Genomic DNA, 16,222 nt, shown 5'->3' with positions numbered 1-16,222 from the left:
ATCAGCGCTCGCGCTTTTTGTCATCATTCTCAGATCCCGGATTCCACATCATTCACAATTAGGAGTACTTAGAAAGAAATAAGTTTATGCTAAATAAACTCCTTCCTCAGCAATATATTTTTTCCTAGCTAAATCCATAAGTTTTCTCGTGAATAAAATAGAGTAGACAACAACTACTATGGCAAAAATCAACGAAAACCATGATGCTAACGCAATTTCGCCTTGATTTGTAAATAAGACAATATCCTTCATTAAACCCGTCCTCACATATAGATTGTGATCTTGCGTGATATTTGGCCAATACTCTGCTATGGCTAAGCCTCCCCAAGTGCTATTTACTGTGGAAGTTATCCCTGTTATGAGATAGGGCATTGTGGAAGGTAAGATTATTTGCCTAAGCTTCTGCCAAAATGACAATTCGTAATTTTTCATTATCTCCCAAAACTGAACAGGCATACTGGTAACTCCTATGTAGTAGCTGAAAAATGAGTAATAGAAGGTAGATAAGAATCCAAGGAGTAGAACATAAAACTCGTTAGTAAACGCTCCGAACAAATGGCTTATAAAAGATATGGAAAATGCATAAAGAAACGGAAAATAGACAGGGGCTGGAATTGCAGCAACAATTTGAATTAGTGGTAGTATTACTCTCTCTATTCTCTTGTGTACAACTATAAAGTAGCCTAGGAAGATTGTGATCAGTAATGAAATTAAAGTAACTACTGCGACCCTTATGTAATCCACAGCTATTGAAAGTAAAGCAAAAGGAGTGTTAGATACTAAATATGACCAAGTAGCTAACGGTACTGATATTATGACAGAGATAGAGCCATATAAAATAAATGACAGGATTAAGACGGATATTGAGATACCTACGTATTTCCATAAATTAGCCGCTCTACTTCTTTCCTTTTCCTCCTCTACTCTCACTTGTCTAACACTTCTTCTAGCAACAGGTATGGTGAAAGCTTTTCCTAACTTGACTATTGTGGAGAGACCACTACTTATCCTGGAGGAATAGCGAATACTAAGCCTCCCTCTTTTTCTAACTTTAATCTCAGTATCTAGCCCGAATCTTGAAATGATATACTCAGCTAGCTCTCTCAATACGAGAGTAAATATTATAACCCATATGATCAAAATGACTATTCCGATAAGAGCGTCATTGTACAGCCCATTATTCACAAAGTAATTTATAAGAGAACCAATTCCGAAAACCTGATACTGTGAATTCCCTATGCTGAATACTTCACTCACAGTTATGTAAAATAGAGCGTTGACGAAACTCGGAAATAAGTTTGAGGCAATGCGTGGCATGCTGTAGGGTATGTATAGCTTTGAGAATTTGTCCATAAGTGAAAATCTATAGTTTTCAGAGACCTCTAACATATCCTGGGGAATAGTCTTATATGCTTGGTAAATACCCATCCAAATATTCCATACTACTGCGGTGAATACAAGAAACAAAACCGCTAACTGAATACCTAAATTTCCCCCAATTGTGAACACGAAGAATATAAGAACTATAGGTAAGAAACTGAATACGGGCACCGACTCAAAAATCTCAATGAGACTCACGTATATATTCTCTACCACGTGGCTCTTAATAGCCAGATAACCTAAAAACCAACCGGTGATGATGGATAGGGCAATAGTTATCCATACTCTACCTAGAGTAAATAGAGTAGCAATTACAGTTTCTAAGATTACACTCATATTAGTTCACCCTTGGAGTCACTAACTTTCTTTGCTTTGGGACTAAGGAGTTTATAAAGTACATCAACGTACTCAGTAAACTTTGTATCCTTGGGATCCCTCGGTCTTTCTAATTCGATCTTTACCTCACCTATTACTGTAGCGGGAAAACCGTTGAGTATATACACCCTGTCTGCAAGTTCGACTACCTCATTCAAATTATGTGAAACTAAAACCACGGACTTTAAAGGGACCTCCTCACTGAATAACAATTGATATATCTCTTGCCTCAGTCCTTCTGCGGTTAACTCATCTAAGTGAGAGAAGGGCTCGTCCATAAGAAGGACAAGAGGATCGGCTACTAGTGCTCTGGCAATAGCTACTCTCTGCCTCATTCCCCCGCTTAGTTGTTTAGGATAGAAGTTTTCGAACCCTGATAGACCAACTAACTCTAACATTCTTTTAGCTATCTTATTTTCCTCCTCTTTAGGTAACTTCCTATATTTTAACCCTAACTTAACATTATCGAGAGCTGTCATCCAAGGAAAAGTAACTATGGATTGATGAATCAAGGATATCTTTGGTGTTGGTTTAGTGATCTTGTTACCCTCTAACCTTACCTCTCCTTCTGTTGGGAGTGTAAATCCGCCTAATATTCTCAGAAGGGTAGATTTACCTATACCTGAAGGTCCCACAATACTGACCAGCTCATTTTCATGAGTCTCAAGATTCACATTCCTGAATACGAAGTTTGCGTCTACATAAGCGTAACCTAGATTAATGCCCTCTAGGATTCTTCCAACTTACCACCGCCCAATCCGTCTCTTAACTTGAAGTATTTAAAAGCTTTTCTTCAAAATCTAATAGTATCTAAAGAAATTCTCGTTGTATAATTTAACTTTAGGCGCAAGATAGTTTCTTACCTGCAAACTCAGTTAGCTTTTAGCTGAAGAACAACGATAAATTAATTGTGAAAAAAGTTTATAAATAGCGAAACGAGATATATAATGATAAATATGTTTGGCAACTGGGATCAATTGTTAGTTGTGCTTATTGTAGCTGCCATACTGTTCTTTGGAGCAACAAAACTTCCTGAGCTGTTCAGATCACTTGGGAAATCTGTCGGTGAATTCAAGAAAGGCAAGATGGAGGCTGAGATGGAGCTAATGCAAATGCAACAAGCTCAACAGGCTCAGCAACCCGTTGATAAAGAGGCAGAACTTCAAAAGAAGATTCAAGATTTACAGAGAGAGTTAGAGGAGTTAAAGAAACAAAAACAGCAGAGTGGACAGAGCTAACAGCAGAGCTGATAATGGTGAAAGTTATTGGTTTCTTCAATAGATGGTTTTTTGATCATAATTGTGTTAGGTATAATTCTATTAGCAGGTGACAAAAACTCTATATCCACCATTAAAAACGTGGTAAAGACATACAATGAATTAAGGAGAAAGCAGACTGAGATTGTAAATGAACTAAAACGTGAATTCAATGAAATTGCTCAAAGCAATGAGGAAATAGTTAGACCTCTTTCTGAAGTTTCGAGAACTATGTATTATGAGACAACCAATGATACACCAGTAAATTACAGTATTAAGGACTATAAGATGGATATGCTTGAGCAGAGGATCAAGGAGCTTGAGAAAGAGTTAAATGAGCTTAAGAAGAATAGAGGAGTAGACAATGAGTTATCAGAAGGCAAGGGAGGATAAAGAGCAACCATTAATAGAGCATATAAGGGAGTTATTACGCAGAACAAGGAGAGTTATAATCTCATTTCTTGTCTTCCTTACAATTTACACCACATTTGGAATTACAACTATTAAAATCGGAACTTACTCTATACCCATACTTTATCCTACATTATATGACAGCATATCAGTCCAATTCACTAGAGTGGTCTTAATGAGACCAATTCCAAAAGACTTGATCCTAATAACCTTATCTCCATTTGAAGCTTTACTGACCACAATAACTGTTTCGGTCTACTTATCAATTTTCTCTTCTTTGCCCATTTTATTGAGGGAATTTTGGGCATTCGTGTCTCCGGGGTTATATGAGCATGAAAAGAGGACTTTTAGGAAGTTAGTAACTCCAGGAATGCTATTATTTGTAGCCGGCTCAGCATTCGCCTACTTTATGCTTTTACCCTTTATGTTAATATTCATATATAGGCTTGACGTCTCACTGGGAGTTGAACCTACGCTAGGATTTAACTCATATATAAGTACTATAATACTATTAATGGCTGGTACAGGAATTGCATTTGAAATGCCTCTTATAATGTATATGCTCACCCTGGTGGGATTGATAAAGTCGTCAACATGGTTTAAAAATTGGAGGTGGGGTGTACTAATATCCTTTATTGTTGCGTATATTATATCTCCTGGCACTACAGGCGGTATAATTGAAACTATCATAGGGATTATTCTCTCCATGCTTTACTTTGGAGGAGCTTATGCATCAAAGATAGCAGAAAAGAGCAGGGAGAAGAAAAAGAATCTTTTAATGACTAAATAGTTTTAAGTTAGAACTAATCTTTAAAGTAATATTTATTTTCTACTATAGTTTCTAATAAACCTAATGCCACAAACTCTTACGGAAAAAATATTAAGTAGGGCTTCAGGTAAAAATGTCTCTCCAGGAGATGTAACAGAAATAAAAGTAGATCTGGTCGCATTTCATGATTTAACTGGATATCATGTCATAGAAGTAATGGAAGATGTGGGAACTCTCAAAGTATTTGATAGAGAGAAGTTAGTTATAGCTTTCGACCACCTAGCACCACCCCCAGATGTAAGGAGTGCAGAAATTCAAGGGCAAATTAGAAACTTCGTAAAGAAAACATCAGTGCCTAACTTCTATGATATAAACTCAGGAATATTACACCAGATAATGATCGAGAGGTATGCTAATCCTGGTCAGGTTATAGTAGCAGCAGATAGTCACACCAGCACATCAGGTGCTGTTGGGGCATTCGCGCAAGGTTTAGGAGCAAGTGACGTAGCAGCAGCAGTTATAACTGGAAAGACATGGGTAATGGTTCCACAGCCATTTAAGATAACACTGGAGGGAAAGCCAGCCAGATGGATAAATGGTAAGGATATAGCCCTTAAGATTTTAGGGGACTTTAAGGCTGATTACTTTAACGGAATGTCTCTTGAGATTTTCGTGAAAGAGCCCTCAGCCGTACCAATGGACTTCAGAGCTACAGTCTCTAATATGGGTATTGAAATGAATGCAGATGCATTGATGTTTGTTCCAGACCAGGAAACATTCAACTACATAAAGACAGCTAGAGGATATGAGCCACAGATGGTGACTCCTGATTCAGATGCAAAATATGTTGATGAATATAATATTGATCTATCTAAATTAGACCCTCTAGTTGCTGCTCCTCATAGTGTAGATAACGTAAAGAGCGTAAATGAGGTAGAAGGTACACCAGTAGATCAAGTTTTCATAGGATCTTGCACCAACGGAAGAATAAGCGATCTTGAGATGGCAGCTAAGATATTGAAAGGAAAGAAAGTTAAAACAAGAACAATTGTGATTCCAGCCTCTTATCAGCTGTTCAAGAAAGCATTAGAGCTAGGTTATGTGCAGACGTTAGCTGATGCTGGGGCTATAATAACTTATGGGACATGCGGTCCATGTTTAGGAGGACACTTTGGTATAGCGGGTCCAGGAGAGACAATAATCTCAACAAGTTCAAGAAACTTCAAAGGAAGAATGGGAAGTCCTGACGCAAAAGTCTATCTATCAGGACCCGCAGTGGCTGCGGCTACCGCATTAGAAGGTAAAATAACTGACCCGAGGAGATTATAATGATAATAGAAGCTAAAGTCCTAAAATTTGGAGACAAAATAGATACAGACATTATTATTCCCGCCAAGTACCTAAAGTATACTGATCCACAGTATTTAGCCCAGCATGCGATGGAACCATTAGATCCAGAGTTCTATAAGAAAGCCTCTTCAGGAGTGATAATTGTAGCAGGGAAGGTATTCGGAATGGGATCCTCCAGAGAACAGGCTGCAATGGCTCTTAAGGCTGCGGGAGTAAAGGCAATAATAGCAGAATCATTTGCCAGAATTTTCTTCAGAAACGCTATTAATAACGGACTACCTGTAATAACACTTCAGAACGCTACGAAAGAGATCAATCAGGGTGACCTAGTAAGAGTAAATGTTGAGACAGGGGAAATCGTAGTTAACGGAAGTAAAGTATTGAAGGGTAAGGGCATTTCAGGAATGCCATTAGAGATATTGATAACTGGTGGACTTATAACGTACCTGAAGAAAGCCTCTTAACACTTTTGGTAGAATAAGTGTAATTCATCGAAAGTTTCACTTTATACATTTTTAAAAAATAAGATCTTTCTAAAAGTAAAGCTTATCTATAAGGTTAAACCATACTAAAAGCATGAAGTTGGTTATTTTCGCTCTACTGTCCCTCCTATTTACATTTATAGATGTAAGGATTGGAATAGAAGCTATAAGAGTCATTTATGGACAGATAGTATATGAATTAGCTACTTCTATACCTTTTCTCCTATTGTATTCAGTTATAGTGTATACAGTAGAATTTTTGCTTGTCTTCTCAATTGGTCAGATGACACTGAGAATTATTAAGAGGCTTAAGAAAAGCTCAAATTAAGTCAATCTATGATTAATGTAAAACCATGACTGGTTCTTCATCTCTAACTACTTATTTCCATTACACCATAAAAATTAAAGGGTAAAATAGAAAATGAATCAGATTTTCAATCTCTTTTCGTCAAAGTTTCACGTTCTTGATTGCCAATACCATGTTATCTGATGGTCTCTTTCCGTATTCGTCTTCAAATACTAAATCCTCTAATGGTAACCTTTTGAGCCATCCCTTTTCCTCTAGTTCAGGTCTGTCCGGAAAATGAGTTACATAACCTAACGTGAGGTAAGCTACTAAGTCCACTGAATCAGGAATATTTAAAATTCTCTTTACGTCTTCTTTATGGAAGAAACTTACCCAACCTACTCCTATACCTTCTGCAGTAGATGCTAACCATAGGTTTTCGATCGCCAAAACGGTACTATATTGACATAAGTAAGGCATAGTACTTCTACCTAATACATTAGGACCAAACCTTTGTGGGTCACATGTTACTGCTATGTTAATTGGTGTATCTAGTATTGCCTCTATTTTTATCCTATCAAAAATCTCTTTTCTCTCCTCACTTAGTTGTTGTCTAAAGTTTTCCCTCTCCTTCTGGACGAGCTCTTTTATCTTCTTCCTTTTTTCTATATCTCTGATAATTATGAAGTTCCACGGCTGAGAAAAACCTACAGATGGTGCTAAGTGTGCAGCCATTAAAATTTTTGCTAAGACTTCATCAGGTATGGGATCTTTCCTATAGTAACTCCTTACGTCTCTTCTCTTCTTAATAGCCTCATATAGGTCCATATGGATAGATTATCCATCTAGTATAAAAGCTTGGGCAGACCTCACACCACTCCCCACATTGATATCTTCTCCAAGTTTTCTCAAGGTTCTTTCAACAGCTGAGATAGTGACTACAGCGTCGTTAGGAGTAACCCATCCCATATGACCTATTCTCACATATCTACCCTGTAGAGCAGGATGAACTCCTGGAGCTAGTTCCACTCCCTCATTAACTATCTCTTTTAATACCTCCTCAGCCCTTACCTTATTTAATATTACTCCAGTTACAGTGTTACTGTAGGATTCTGGTCTTTTAGCTACAAGTCGCAATCCCATACTCTCTATACCTGCCCTTATTACTTTAGCGACCTTTTCATGCCTCTTTATCCTGTTATCCAATCCCTCCTCCTGTATTAACTTGAAGGCTTGCGCCAGCATGAATATAGTGTGTACTGGTGGTGTTGCAAAGTATGATCCTTTTCCGTCTTCCATATTCCTCATAACAGGAAGCCAGTTCCTTAAATCTAAGTAATAGCCTGCTACACTATCCCCCTTAATCGACTCCATAGCCTTTTCAGAGGCAACTAAAATTCCTAAACCTGGGGGAGCACCTATTGCCTTTTGGCTAGCTGTTAAGTAAATGTCAACCCCCCAATCTTTAGCCCTTACCTCCTCTGCTCCTACACTTGAGACTCCATCAACAACTATTAAGTCCACGTAGTCTCTTATTCTCTTTACTGTCTCCTCTATAGGTTGTCTAACACCTGTACTTGTTTCGACATGGGTAAGTGTAACTAGATCATATTTTTCTTTCCTTACCTTTTCTTCTATCTTATCTACTGAAACGTAATCCCCAACCTCACTACCTAGATAATCAACTTTCAGAGGGTATCTCTTGAAAATATTTACCCATCTGTCACCAAAAACGCCGTTGGATGCAACTAAGACTTTATTGTCTTTGCCCAAAAAAGACGTTACACTCTCCATAGCAGAGGTTCCGCTGCCTGGTATAATAAATGGCTGATAACTGTTATCCACTCTGAACAATTTCCTAGTTTCCTTAAGGCAAAATTGAAATGCCTGTACAAACTCCTCTGATGAGAACCCTACATTATGTTTTAATCCTGCATATAAAACTTCGTCGTATATATCGACTGGTCCTACGTGCATTAGAAGGCGTTTTCTTTTAATCATAAAATTTAGTATTGGTGAAGGTTTATAAGTGATAGATAAAGTGAGTTTTATACTTCATTAGATTTCTTTATGCATTCCTCTATAAGTTTCGCATCACTTACAGGTACAGGTCTCCTGAGATTACCTGGAACGTTTCTGAGAAATTTTGAAAATTGAAACTTATCTTCTATGAACGAAAGTTCATAAAGTATATCTCTAACTGGACATTTGCCTGCTAATAATGGTTCGATGTTAATTCTATAGGTGTGAATAACTTTATTTTGTAACTTTTCATCAGGAAAAAGCGGTGTAGTGTCAGTATACCAATCAGATGATACCCTATATATCCCGACAAACATCCCTCCCAATCTTTTAGCGTAATACTTGTTAACATAAAATATGAGCAAGTCTCCCTTCTTAATATATCTCGTTGCCCTCTCCTTGTTGTGCCCAAATACATTCAGCGAAGACACTGCCTCCCAGAAGTCCTCTTGCACCGGTATTATCCAGTAAGTCACAATTTATTTAGGGTCATATCAGTTTAAAAATTTGCCTTAAAAAATTCTATATGTGATTATATGCTACAAATAATCCTCAATTCTAACTTTATTTTCAGCTTTTCCACTTGTAATGTAGTTGTATACATTCTTACAAGCTTCAATTATAGCATTTGTCTTTACCACATCATTTCCATAAGCTCCTCCAGTATGAGGAGTTCCGGTGAAGTTATCCAGTTCCCACAACTTACTGTTAAAGTCCTCAACCCCATTCTTCCTCCAAAATACGTCTGTACCAAACCTAACATCCTTCCTCTCCTTTAATAATCTGTAGACATCTTCCTCCACAACTGTCTCCCCCCTACCTACGTTCACAATGATTGCATTTTCCTTTACCCTAGAGAGCATATCGTAGTTGAGAATACCGTCTGTTAATTTAGTTAAAGGTAGTGTATCTACTATGATATCAGCCTTGCCTATTATGTCCTTCAGCTCAGAGATGTTATGCTTCTCGTCGAAAAGCTCAGGTCTCTTAAAGGATCTAGAAACACCTATGACATACATGTTAAAGCCCATTTTGCCTATTCTTGCTACCTCTGAGCCTATACCTCCTCCTCCTAAGACCATTAAATTTACACCAGTTAATGGATATGGTCTAAATGTTCTATCTCTCTTTCCTATACCCTTGGCTAAAGTCATTATCAAAGCAAAAGCGTGTTCAGCAACTGAAACTGAGTAAGCTCCCGCATTTGAAAAAACATCTACTCCTTTAGGTAAGAGAGAAAATGGGAAGTCATCCACACCTGCAGAAAAAGTCTGGACTGCTTTCACAGATTTAGCCTTTGGTAAAAACACCTTAGCTTGAAGGGGCCATAACATTAAAATGTCTGCTTTTGGCACATCGTCTTCATTGAATTGATCCCTTGCATTAGGCAGTAGTCTCTTACATTCATCTGGAAGTTTTTCAGTTGAGAGTATTAACATATCAAGATATTACTTGCTCTAACTCTTTTAAGTTACTCTTATAAACGTTATAAACTTCTTTTATCGCCTGTGACAGTCTAGCTTTGTCATTTTCATCTAATGCTGAGGTCAGTGCAGGACCTACAGTTCTACCTACAACAACTGGTTCACTTATGTGAATTATCTCGTCCTCATATTTGTGGGGGAATGCAACAGACATGACTTTACCCTCATTAAGTGCGACACTTCTGATCACCTCTTCAATATCAGCACCTGGACCCCATGTTGTTCCGCCTAAAACTCTTATTATCTCAGCAGCAATTTTCTTAACGTAATCTTCTACCTCAGCCTTATTTACGCCTAAACTCTCACTGAAAGGTTTGCCTTTCACTGTTACAGTACTCCATAATACCATTGCAGCCTCTCCGTGTTCACCACCAACATATCCTCCTACTTCATATGCTGGTATATTCAATTTCTTTGCAATGTAAGACCTCATTCTCATTGTCTCTACCTGGTTACCAGTGCTAATTGTATTCTCTCCAGAGTACTTCATAAATACTGACGCCATCATATCCACTGGGTTAGCTACCATGATATACATTGCACCTTTGTTTTTCTTTGGAAGTTTCTTTGCTAGATCTATCATTATCTTAGCGTTGTCGATGAACAGATCCCTTCTACTCATACCAGGTTTCCTTGGTTTTCCAGCTGTGATTACTACAATATCTGCTCCCGAAATATCATCTATATTATTGGTGCTCAACAGTTCAGTCTTAACTCTCAAGGCTGCTAATGCGTGCCTAATTTCATGCTCAAATTTCTCTGGTAACTCTGGAACTACATCGTAAAGCATTACTTCGTCTGCATACCCGTTAACTATTGTATTATAAGCTATAGTTTGACCTACTCTTCCCACTCCTATAAAGGCTACTTTTACCATAGCCTAAAATCTACGTTAGAAAGATTTAAACTTAACCAATTTAAATAAAACAATACAATACCTTACTTTGCACATTTATTAGCATAGTATTATAGAATGATCTTGTATAAACAGTGTTTGTAAAAATAAAGTACTTTAATATAAATAAGGAGAAGATTATTGACAATTATTAAATTTTTAAGTTGTACCAGTAATATGACTACATGGAACTCTCCGATACAATAGCGGAGTTCGCATCTTCCGTAACTAAAGTAAGTGATGACGTGGTAAAAGAAGTAAAGAAGCGCGTTCTAGATAGTATTGCAGTAGCTTTAGCATCTATAAACTCTCAACCTGCTAAAGTTGCCCAAGAGACAGCTAAGTACTTCCCTGGAGAAGCTCCTATGCTAAATGGAATGAAAGCAAGCCCAGATTTTGCCTCCTTCTACAACACACTGTTAATCCGTTACCTTGATTTTAACGATACTTATCTTAGCCTTGAACCACTTCACCCAAGTGATATGATAGGAGGATTACTTACATTGGCATCAATATTTGATTTGAAGGGTGAGGACTTAATCAGAGCCATTGCAGTGGGTTATGAAGTTGGAGTGAATCTTTGTGACACAACCTCATTAAGAAAGAAGGGCTTTGACCATGTAAATTTCTTAGGAATAGGTGCTGCTGCTGGAATGGCTAATCTATTGTCCTTAGATAAGGAGAAGGCTAAGAATGCAATTTCACTTACCATAGTTCCACATGTCGCACTTAGAGAGACAAGAAGTGGAAAGCTATCCATGTGGAAAGCAGGAGCCACAGCAGAGGCAGTAAGAAATGCTGTTTTTGCCACGCTTATGGCAAAGAACGGATTTACTGGACCTGAGCTACCATTCTCTGGGGTGTTCGGTTTCTCCACGATTATAGCTAAGGACATGGATTCTTCTAAGTTCAAATTAACAGAGGGTAAGGCTATACTAAGAACCATGTTGAAGAAATACCCAGTGGAATACCACGCTGAGGCACTTGTTGAGGCTGGTATGAAAATAAATTATGAGGGAGAGATAAAGAAGATAGTTGTAGAAACGTATGAGGCTGGTAAGAGTATTTTAGCAGATACTGAAGACAAATGGAAGCCTAGAAATAAGGAAACTGCAGATCACAGTATACCTTTCATAATCACCGTTACACTCCTTAAGAAGTACCTATGGTTGGATTCATACAATCTAATTGGTTATAAGGAGTTAGAAGAGCTGATGAAGAGAGTGGAGGTTGTAGAAAGAGAAGATTACACAAAGGTTTATGCTAGAGAATTACCCACAAAAGTAACGGTGATTACAAGTAAGGGAGAATATTCTGCAGAAGTTAGAGTGCCTAGAGGACATTACGCTAATCCTATGAGTGAGGATGAAGTTGTAGAAAAGGCTAAAAAGTTGGGAATGTCAGAAAAACAAATAAATTCAGTTTTACAGTTAGACACAATTAAGGTGAGAGAACTTGTCAGAGCTATTAAGGAAGGCTGACTTTTTATTAATTCCCGGGGTATTTAATCCATTTACTGCCCTTCTAGCTGAGCAAGTTGGATTTAAAGCAGTTTACCTTTCAGGCGGTGCATATACCTCTTCCCTCGGTATGCCAGATTTAGGCATAATAACACTCGATGAATTAGCCTGGATTATAAGGAGAATAAGGGAAGTCACTGACATACCAATAATTGTTGATGCAGACACTGGGTTTGGGGAAGTCTTAAATGTATATAGAGCCGTAAAAGTTTTAGAAAGTGCAGGAGCTAATGCAATTCAGATAGAGGATCAAGTTTTACCCAAAAAATGCGGTCACTTGGATGGTAAAGAAGTTGTGCACCCAAGGGACATGGTATCTAAAATAAAAGCAGCACTTAAAGCCCGTAAGGAAATGCTAATTATAGCCAGAACCGACTCTAGGGCAGTGAATGGTCTTGATGACGCAATTCAGAGGGCAAAGACATACCTAGAGGCTGGCGCAGATATAATATTCCCTGAGGCTATGGAATCTAAGGATGAGTTCCAAAAGTTCGCTAAGGAGGTAAAGGCACCTCTTTTGGCAAACATGACAGAATTTGGAAAGACGCCATACATTACAGCCAAGGAGTTTAGAGAGATGGGATACAAATATGTAATATTCCCTGTTACTATATTTAGAGTTGCAGCAAAGGCAATGAAGGATGCGCTTGAAGTCTTGATGAAGGAAGGAACCCAGAAATCTCTCTTGGATAAGATGATGACTAGGAAAGAGCAGTATGAGGTTATTAAATATTACTCTTATGAGGATTTAGATAAACAACTTGCAAAAGATTTATAGTTTACTAAATGGATATAAATAAACATGAAGAGTTATATTACAAGCATGTTAATTTTTAAAGATAATTTTTTCTATGAAAAGTTAGGTAAAAACTATTTTAACTATTTAAGAGATCCAACATTTCACACAATTTACAAAAGATACTCATTAAACCTTGACAAATCTGGTAAAATTAAGGGAATCATTTCAACTAGAGATTTAATCAGAGAAGTAAACATAAATCATGTAAGAGGGGATTAAATACGTCAGTAAGCAGAGGATTAGAAGATGTATACATAAAATCAACTAGTTTAACCTACATTGATGGTGTAAATGGAGTATTAAGGTACAGAGGTTACAGCATAGAAGATTTAGCAAAATATTCTACCTATGAGGAAATTATCTACCTAATGCTTTATGGAGAACTTCCTAAAAAATCAGATCTCCAGAGAGTTAAAAATAAACTAGATGAGAGCTTCGAAGTACCTGACCAGGCAATAAACCTAATTTACTCACTACCTAAAGAATCAGAGACTATTGGCTTAATGGAAGCGGCTTTTGGAGTACTTGCAGCAATTTATAACCCTACCTGGGAGAAGGCTAAAAACAAGGATATAGCAATAGAGATCGTAGCGAAAACAGCTACAATATTAGCAAATATTTATAGGGCTAAGGAGGGATTGAAACCAAGAATACCACAACCTAGTGAGAGTTTAGCTAGGAGCTTTTTAGAGGCAGCATTTGGAGGACATGTAGAGGACAAGAAGGTAAAAGCCATGGACATTGCATTAATACTCTACACTGATCATGAAGTTCCTGCATCCACAACAGCTGGACTTGTTGCAGCTTCCACATTATCAGACCTTTACTCTTGCATAGTTGCAGCCCTCTCAGCATTAAAAGGTCCATTACATGGAGGAGCTGCTGAGGAAGCCTTTAAGCAATTTGTAGAAATAGGTTCTCCTGAAAAAGTAGATGAATGGTTCAAAACCAATATTCTAGATAAGAAAAAGAGATTAATGGGGTTTGGACATAGAGTTTATAGGACTTTTGATCCAAGAGGAAAAATATTCAAGAAGTATGCGGAGGAATTAGCTAGTGGGAATGAGCAAGTTAAGAAGTATCTTGACATTGCTGAAAGACTTGAAAAGTTAGGAGTAGAAACATTCTCAGGTAAAGGAGTCTATCCAAATACAGACTTCTACTCAGGGATTGTATTTTATGGCATAGGCTTCCCAATCTACATGTTCACAGGAATATTTGCGCTGTCCAGAACTTTAGGATGGTTGGCTCATTTTATTGAATATGTGGAAGAGCAACACAGGCTAATAAGACCCAGAGCCCTATATGTAGGACCATCGCAGAGGGATTACGTACCATTAGAAAATAGAGGTTAAATTTTCTCAAGCCTCTCTTTTTTATTATTCGCTTCAAACTGTATTGTAACATGTGTAATCCCAAATTTTTCCCTTAGAACTTTTTCTGCGTACTCCCTTTTTTTATCAAGTTCTCTCAAAGTTAGGTCAGGGTTCTCTCTTACATGAAGTGTAGCTACATTTAAATGATCACATATGGACCATACATGGATATGATGAACTTGTGGAAAGATAGATTGTAATTCAGTTTCCACGCTTTTTGTGTCAATAGGTGATTTCTCCATCAAGATGTTATAAGAGAACTTTAAAGGACTTAGTGATGTAATTACAAGGACTCCATTTAAGATATACGCTGAAACAGGATCAATGAAGTATATTTTCATAATAATAATAAGTAAGGATGAAATAACAGCTAATATATATGCTAGCGAGTCTTGGATCGCATGTAGTTTACTTCCGCTAACCCTTCCCTCTTCACTCTTATCGGTGGAGGCTACAAGAGATAAAGAGAGGGCTATAGAAGAAGAGATTAGAACTAGTAAGAAGTCTCCTCTTGAGCCTTCAATTAGCTCAACGGTAGAGATATACACACTAAAGACGCTTCCTGCTACTACGGTGAATATGTTGAATAATGAGCTTACAATTTCGAGTCTATGCAATCCGTAAGTGTATTTACTGTCAATCCTGTCAATAATCCTTAATGCATAGAATGCAAAAGCTATGGGGATTAGATCCACTAACGAGTGGATAAATTCAGTGAATAATAAAGCACTATTAGCAAATATGGAGGTAATCAATAGACTAGCGGTGATCAATGAGAAACAAATTAGTATTCTTATCACGTTATCTCTACGATATATATTATGTTGTTCTTGACTTAAAATTTCTTCTTCGGGAAATCCTAATAACAATCCACATGGGGGACGATCTCGCTGTCAGTCCTATATATGATCATAAAATCACTATCTGTGCTTAGGACTAGAATGTTATCAATATTTTAAATAGAAAATACATAAATAAATACTAAGTCGACATGATGTAAAATCATATCTTTAATTGGTCGAGCTGAAAGGAGAAGTGAAATATAATAGCTAAAAACATCTACATACATCTTATTTATTTCTAAAAATAATTCAGCCTTTAGAATTTAATTTTGTATGACTTTCCTGACTATCTTATTCCATAAGATAAACTATATTAGTTTTCATGGTTAGTCTCTCTCTATACTTCCTTTTTAATCTGACGGATAAAGACAGGAAAACTTTATTATTACAGACTTTATAGATATTGATTATGGCATCAATTTCTAACCTAATAATACTTTTAATAAGTTTTTTAATAGGTTGGATAATACTGTCAATTCCAGTGTGGCTAGCATCTAAGGCAGTATCAAGAAGATCCAGTTTTGGAAACGCAATGATTGTGAGTTTAGTATCGATAGTAGTATACGTGGTTCTTTCAACTTTCCTACATTTCATAGGAGCTATAATAGGTATAATCATAATATTATTAATAATTAGAGAAATATACAATGTAGGATGGGGTGGAGCTATAGTAATTGGAGTGTTGTCACTAGTAATATTTGTTATTATTGCTCTAATATTGGGTGCACTGCATTTAGCCTCTTTACTGATATAGTAGGTTGTTCTAAAGCTTTTTCAAAAATCTCAAGTTTTTAGAGATATATCTTGAGTTAAGAAAAAGTTTACCACCAAACAATTTTTTTATTAAAAACTGAACAAATATATAGGGTGAGTTATTAAACAGTCTTCAGTTTTATCCCCTTAATAAAATATTTAATCCCTTCTCTGATACTCTTTTTAAAAGAAAGTTTATAACATCTGAATACGATTCTCTTT

At 37.0% G+C, this 16,222-nt stretch carries 17 protein-coding genes and 1 pseudogene; 10 read left to right on the top strand and 8 right to left on the bottom strand.

Annotated elements, in window-relative coordinates; all coding sequences use genetic code 11:
* Nucleotides 1-84 precede the first annotated feature (84 nt).
* Both SACI_RS01260 and SACI_RS01255 read right to left on the bottom strand, forming a co-directional pair.
* The gene (locus SACI_RS01260) at nucleotides 85-1,716 is read right to left on the bottom strand and encodes an ABC transporter permease subunit (protein ID WP_011277177.1); all 1,632 of its coding nucleotides are present in this window, start codon (nucleotides 1,714-1,716) and stop codon (nucleotides 85-87) included.
* A complete protein-coding gene (locus tag SACI_RS01255) occupies nucleotides 1,713-2,429 on the bottom strand; it encodes an ABC transporter ATP-binding protein (protein WP_011277176.1) in 717 nt (238 codons plus the stop codon). The genes SACI_RS01260 and SACI_RS01255 overlap by 4 nt, the downstream gene beginning before the upstream one ends.
* 273 nt (nucleotides 2,430-2,702) lie before the next feature.
* Between SACI_RS01255 and SACI_RS01250 the strand changes: the two genes are divergently transcribed.
* The 6 genes from SACI_RS01250 (at nucleotide 2,703) to SACI_RS01225 (ending at nucleotide 6,351) form a co-directional block, all read left to right on the top strand.
* On the top strand, nucleotides 2,703-2,993 hold the full coding sequence (locus SACI_RS01250; protein WP_011277175.1) for a Sec-independent protein translocase subunit TatA/TatB: 291 nt from the start codon (nucleotides 2,703-2,705) through the stop codon (nucleotides 2,991-2,993).
* 27 nt (nucleotides 2,994-3,020) lie between these two features.
* The gene (locus SACI_RS01245; RefSeq protein WP_011277174.1) at nucleotides 3,021-3,404 is read left to right on the top strand and encodes a hypothetical protein; all 384 of its coding nucleotides are present in this window, start codon (nucleotides 3,021-3,023) and stop codon (nucleotides 3,402-3,404) included.
* Entirely contained in the window at nucleotides 3,376-4,212 is an 837-nt protein-coding gene (gene tatC, locus SACI_RS01240) for a twin-arginine translocase subunit TatC (protein ID WP_011277173.1), read from the top strand. The genes SACI_RS01245 and tatC overlap by 29 nt, the downstream gene beginning before the upstream one ends.
* A 63-nt stretch (nucleotides 4,213-4,275) precedes the next feature.
* Nucleotides 4,276-5,520, top strand: a complete 1,245-nt coding sequence (locus SACI_RS01235) for a 3-isopropylmalate dehydratase large subunit (protein ID WP_011277172.1) — start codon at nucleotides 4,276-4,278, stop codon at nucleotides 5,518-5,520.
* The gene (locus SACI_RS01230) at nucleotides 5,520-6,005 is read left to right on the top strand and encodes a 3-isopropylmalate dehydratase small subunit (protein ID WP_011277171.1); all 486 of its coding nucleotides are present in this window, start codon (nucleotides 5,520-5,522) and stop codon (nucleotides 6,003-6,005) included. Before SACI_RS01235 ends, SACI_RS01230 begins: the two co-directional genes overlap by 1 nt.
* A 112-nt stretch (nucleotides 6,006-6,117) precedes the next feature.
* Nucleotides 6,118-6,351, top strand: coding sequence for a hypothetical protein (locus SACI_RS01225; RefSeq protein WP_011277170.1), 234 nt, complete (start codon nucleotides 6,118-6,120; stop codon nucleotides 6,349-6,351).
* 120 nt (nucleotides 6,352-6,471) lie between these two features.
* Here the strand turns inward: SACI_RS01225 and bluB are convergent, their stop codons facing one another.
* The 5 genes from bluB to SACI_RS01200 all read right to left on the bottom strand — a co-directional run bounded on the left by bluB (nucleotide 6,472) and on the right by SACI_RS01200 (nucleotide 10,692).
* On the bottom strand, nucleotides 6,472-7,137 hold the full coding sequence (gene bluB / locus SACI_RS01220; RefSeq protein WP_011277168.1) for a 5,6-dimethylbenzimidazole synthase: 666 nt from the start codon (nucleotides 7,135-7,137) through the stop codon (nucleotides 6,472-6,474).
* A 9-nt stretch (nucleotides 7,138-7,146) separates the two neighbouring features.
* The gene (locus SACI_RS01215) at nucleotides 7,147-8,310 is read right to left on the bottom strand and encodes a pyridoxal-phosphate-dependent aminotransferase family protein (protein ID WP_011277167.1); all 1,164 of its coding nucleotides are present in this window, start codon (nucleotides 8,308-8,310) and stop codon (nucleotides 7,147-7,149) included.
* Between the two features lie 47 nt (nucleotides 8,311-8,357).
* Complete coding sequence (locus SACI_RS01210) at nucleotides 8,358-8,807, bottom strand: EVE domain-containing protein (RefSeq protein WP_011277166.1); 450 nt, start codon at nucleotides 8,805-8,807, stop codon at nucleotides 8,358-8,360.
* A gap of 63 nt (nucleotides 8,808-8,870) precedes the next feature.
* A complete protein-coding gene (locus SACI_RS01205; RefSeq protein ID WP_011277165.1) occupies nucleotides 8,871-9,770 on the bottom strand; it encodes a 2-hydroxyacid dehydrogenase in 900 nt (299 codons plus the stop codon).
* 1 nt (nucleotide 9,771) lies between these two features.
* Nucleotides 9,772-10,692, bottom strand: a complete 921-nt coding sequence (locus SACI_RS01200) for a malate dehydrogenase (protein ID WP_011277164.1) — start codon at nucleotides 10,690-10,692, stop codon at nucleotides 9,772-9,774.
* A 203-nt stretch (nucleotides 10,693-10,895) separates the two neighbouring features.
* On the opposite strand from SACI_RS01200, the gene SACI_RS01195 reads away from it, so the two are divergent.
* From SACI_RS01195 to gltA, 3 genes and pseudogenes are all read left to right on the top strand, one after another.
* The gene (locus SACI_RS01195; protein WP_011277163.1) at nucleotides 10,896-12,191 is read left to right on the top strand and encodes an MmgE/PrpD family protein; all 1,296 of its coding nucleotides are present in this window, start codon (nucleotides 10,896-10,898) and stop codon (nucleotides 12,189-12,191) included.
* Nucleotides 12,166-13,008 (top strand): methylisocitrate lyase, encoded by an 843-nt coding sequence (gene prpB, locus SACI_RS01190; RefSeq protein ID WP_011277162.1) that lies wholly within the window; start codon nucleotides 12,166-12,168, stop codon nucleotides 13,006-13,008. The genes SACI_RS01195 and prpB overlap by 26 nt, the downstream gene beginning before the upstream one ends.
* Before the next feature lie 248 nt (nucleotides 13,009-13,256).
* Nucleotides 13,257-14,384 (top strand): annotated as a pseudogene (gltA, locus tag SACI_RS01180) (citrate synthase); the annotation flags it as partial.
* On the opposite strand, the gene SACI_RS01175 reads toward gltA, so the two are convergent.
* Nucleotides 14,381-15,205 (bottom strand): cation diffusion facilitator family transporter, encoded by an 825-nt coding sequence (locus SACI_RS01175; RefSeq protein WP_011277160.1) that lies wholly within the window; start codon nucleotides 15,203-15,205, stop codon nucleotides 14,381-14,383. The pseudogene gltA and the gene SACI_RS01175 overlap by 4 nt on opposite strands.
* 451 nt (nucleotides 15,206-15,656) lie before the next feature.
* On the opposite strand from SACI_RS01175, the gene SACI_RS01170 reads away from it, so the two are divergent.
* Nucleotides 15,657-16,001, top strand: coding sequence for a hypothetical protein (locus SACI_RS01170; RefSeq protein ID WP_011277159.1), 345 nt, complete (start codon nucleotides 15,657-15,659; stop codon nucleotides 15,999-16,001).
* Nucleotides 16,002-16,222 lie beyond the last annotated feature (221 nt).

Origin of the sequence: Sulfolobus acidocaldarius DSM 639 (assembly GCF_000012285.1) — an archaeon.
Taxonomy (GTDB): domain Archaea; phylum Thermoproteota; class Thermoprotei_A; order Sulfolobales; family Sulfolobaceae; genus Sulfolobus; species Sulfolobus acidocaldarius.
The sequence above is the reverse complement of the archived record's forward strand: the minus strand, read 5'-3'. Positions and strand labels throughout refer to the sequence as shown.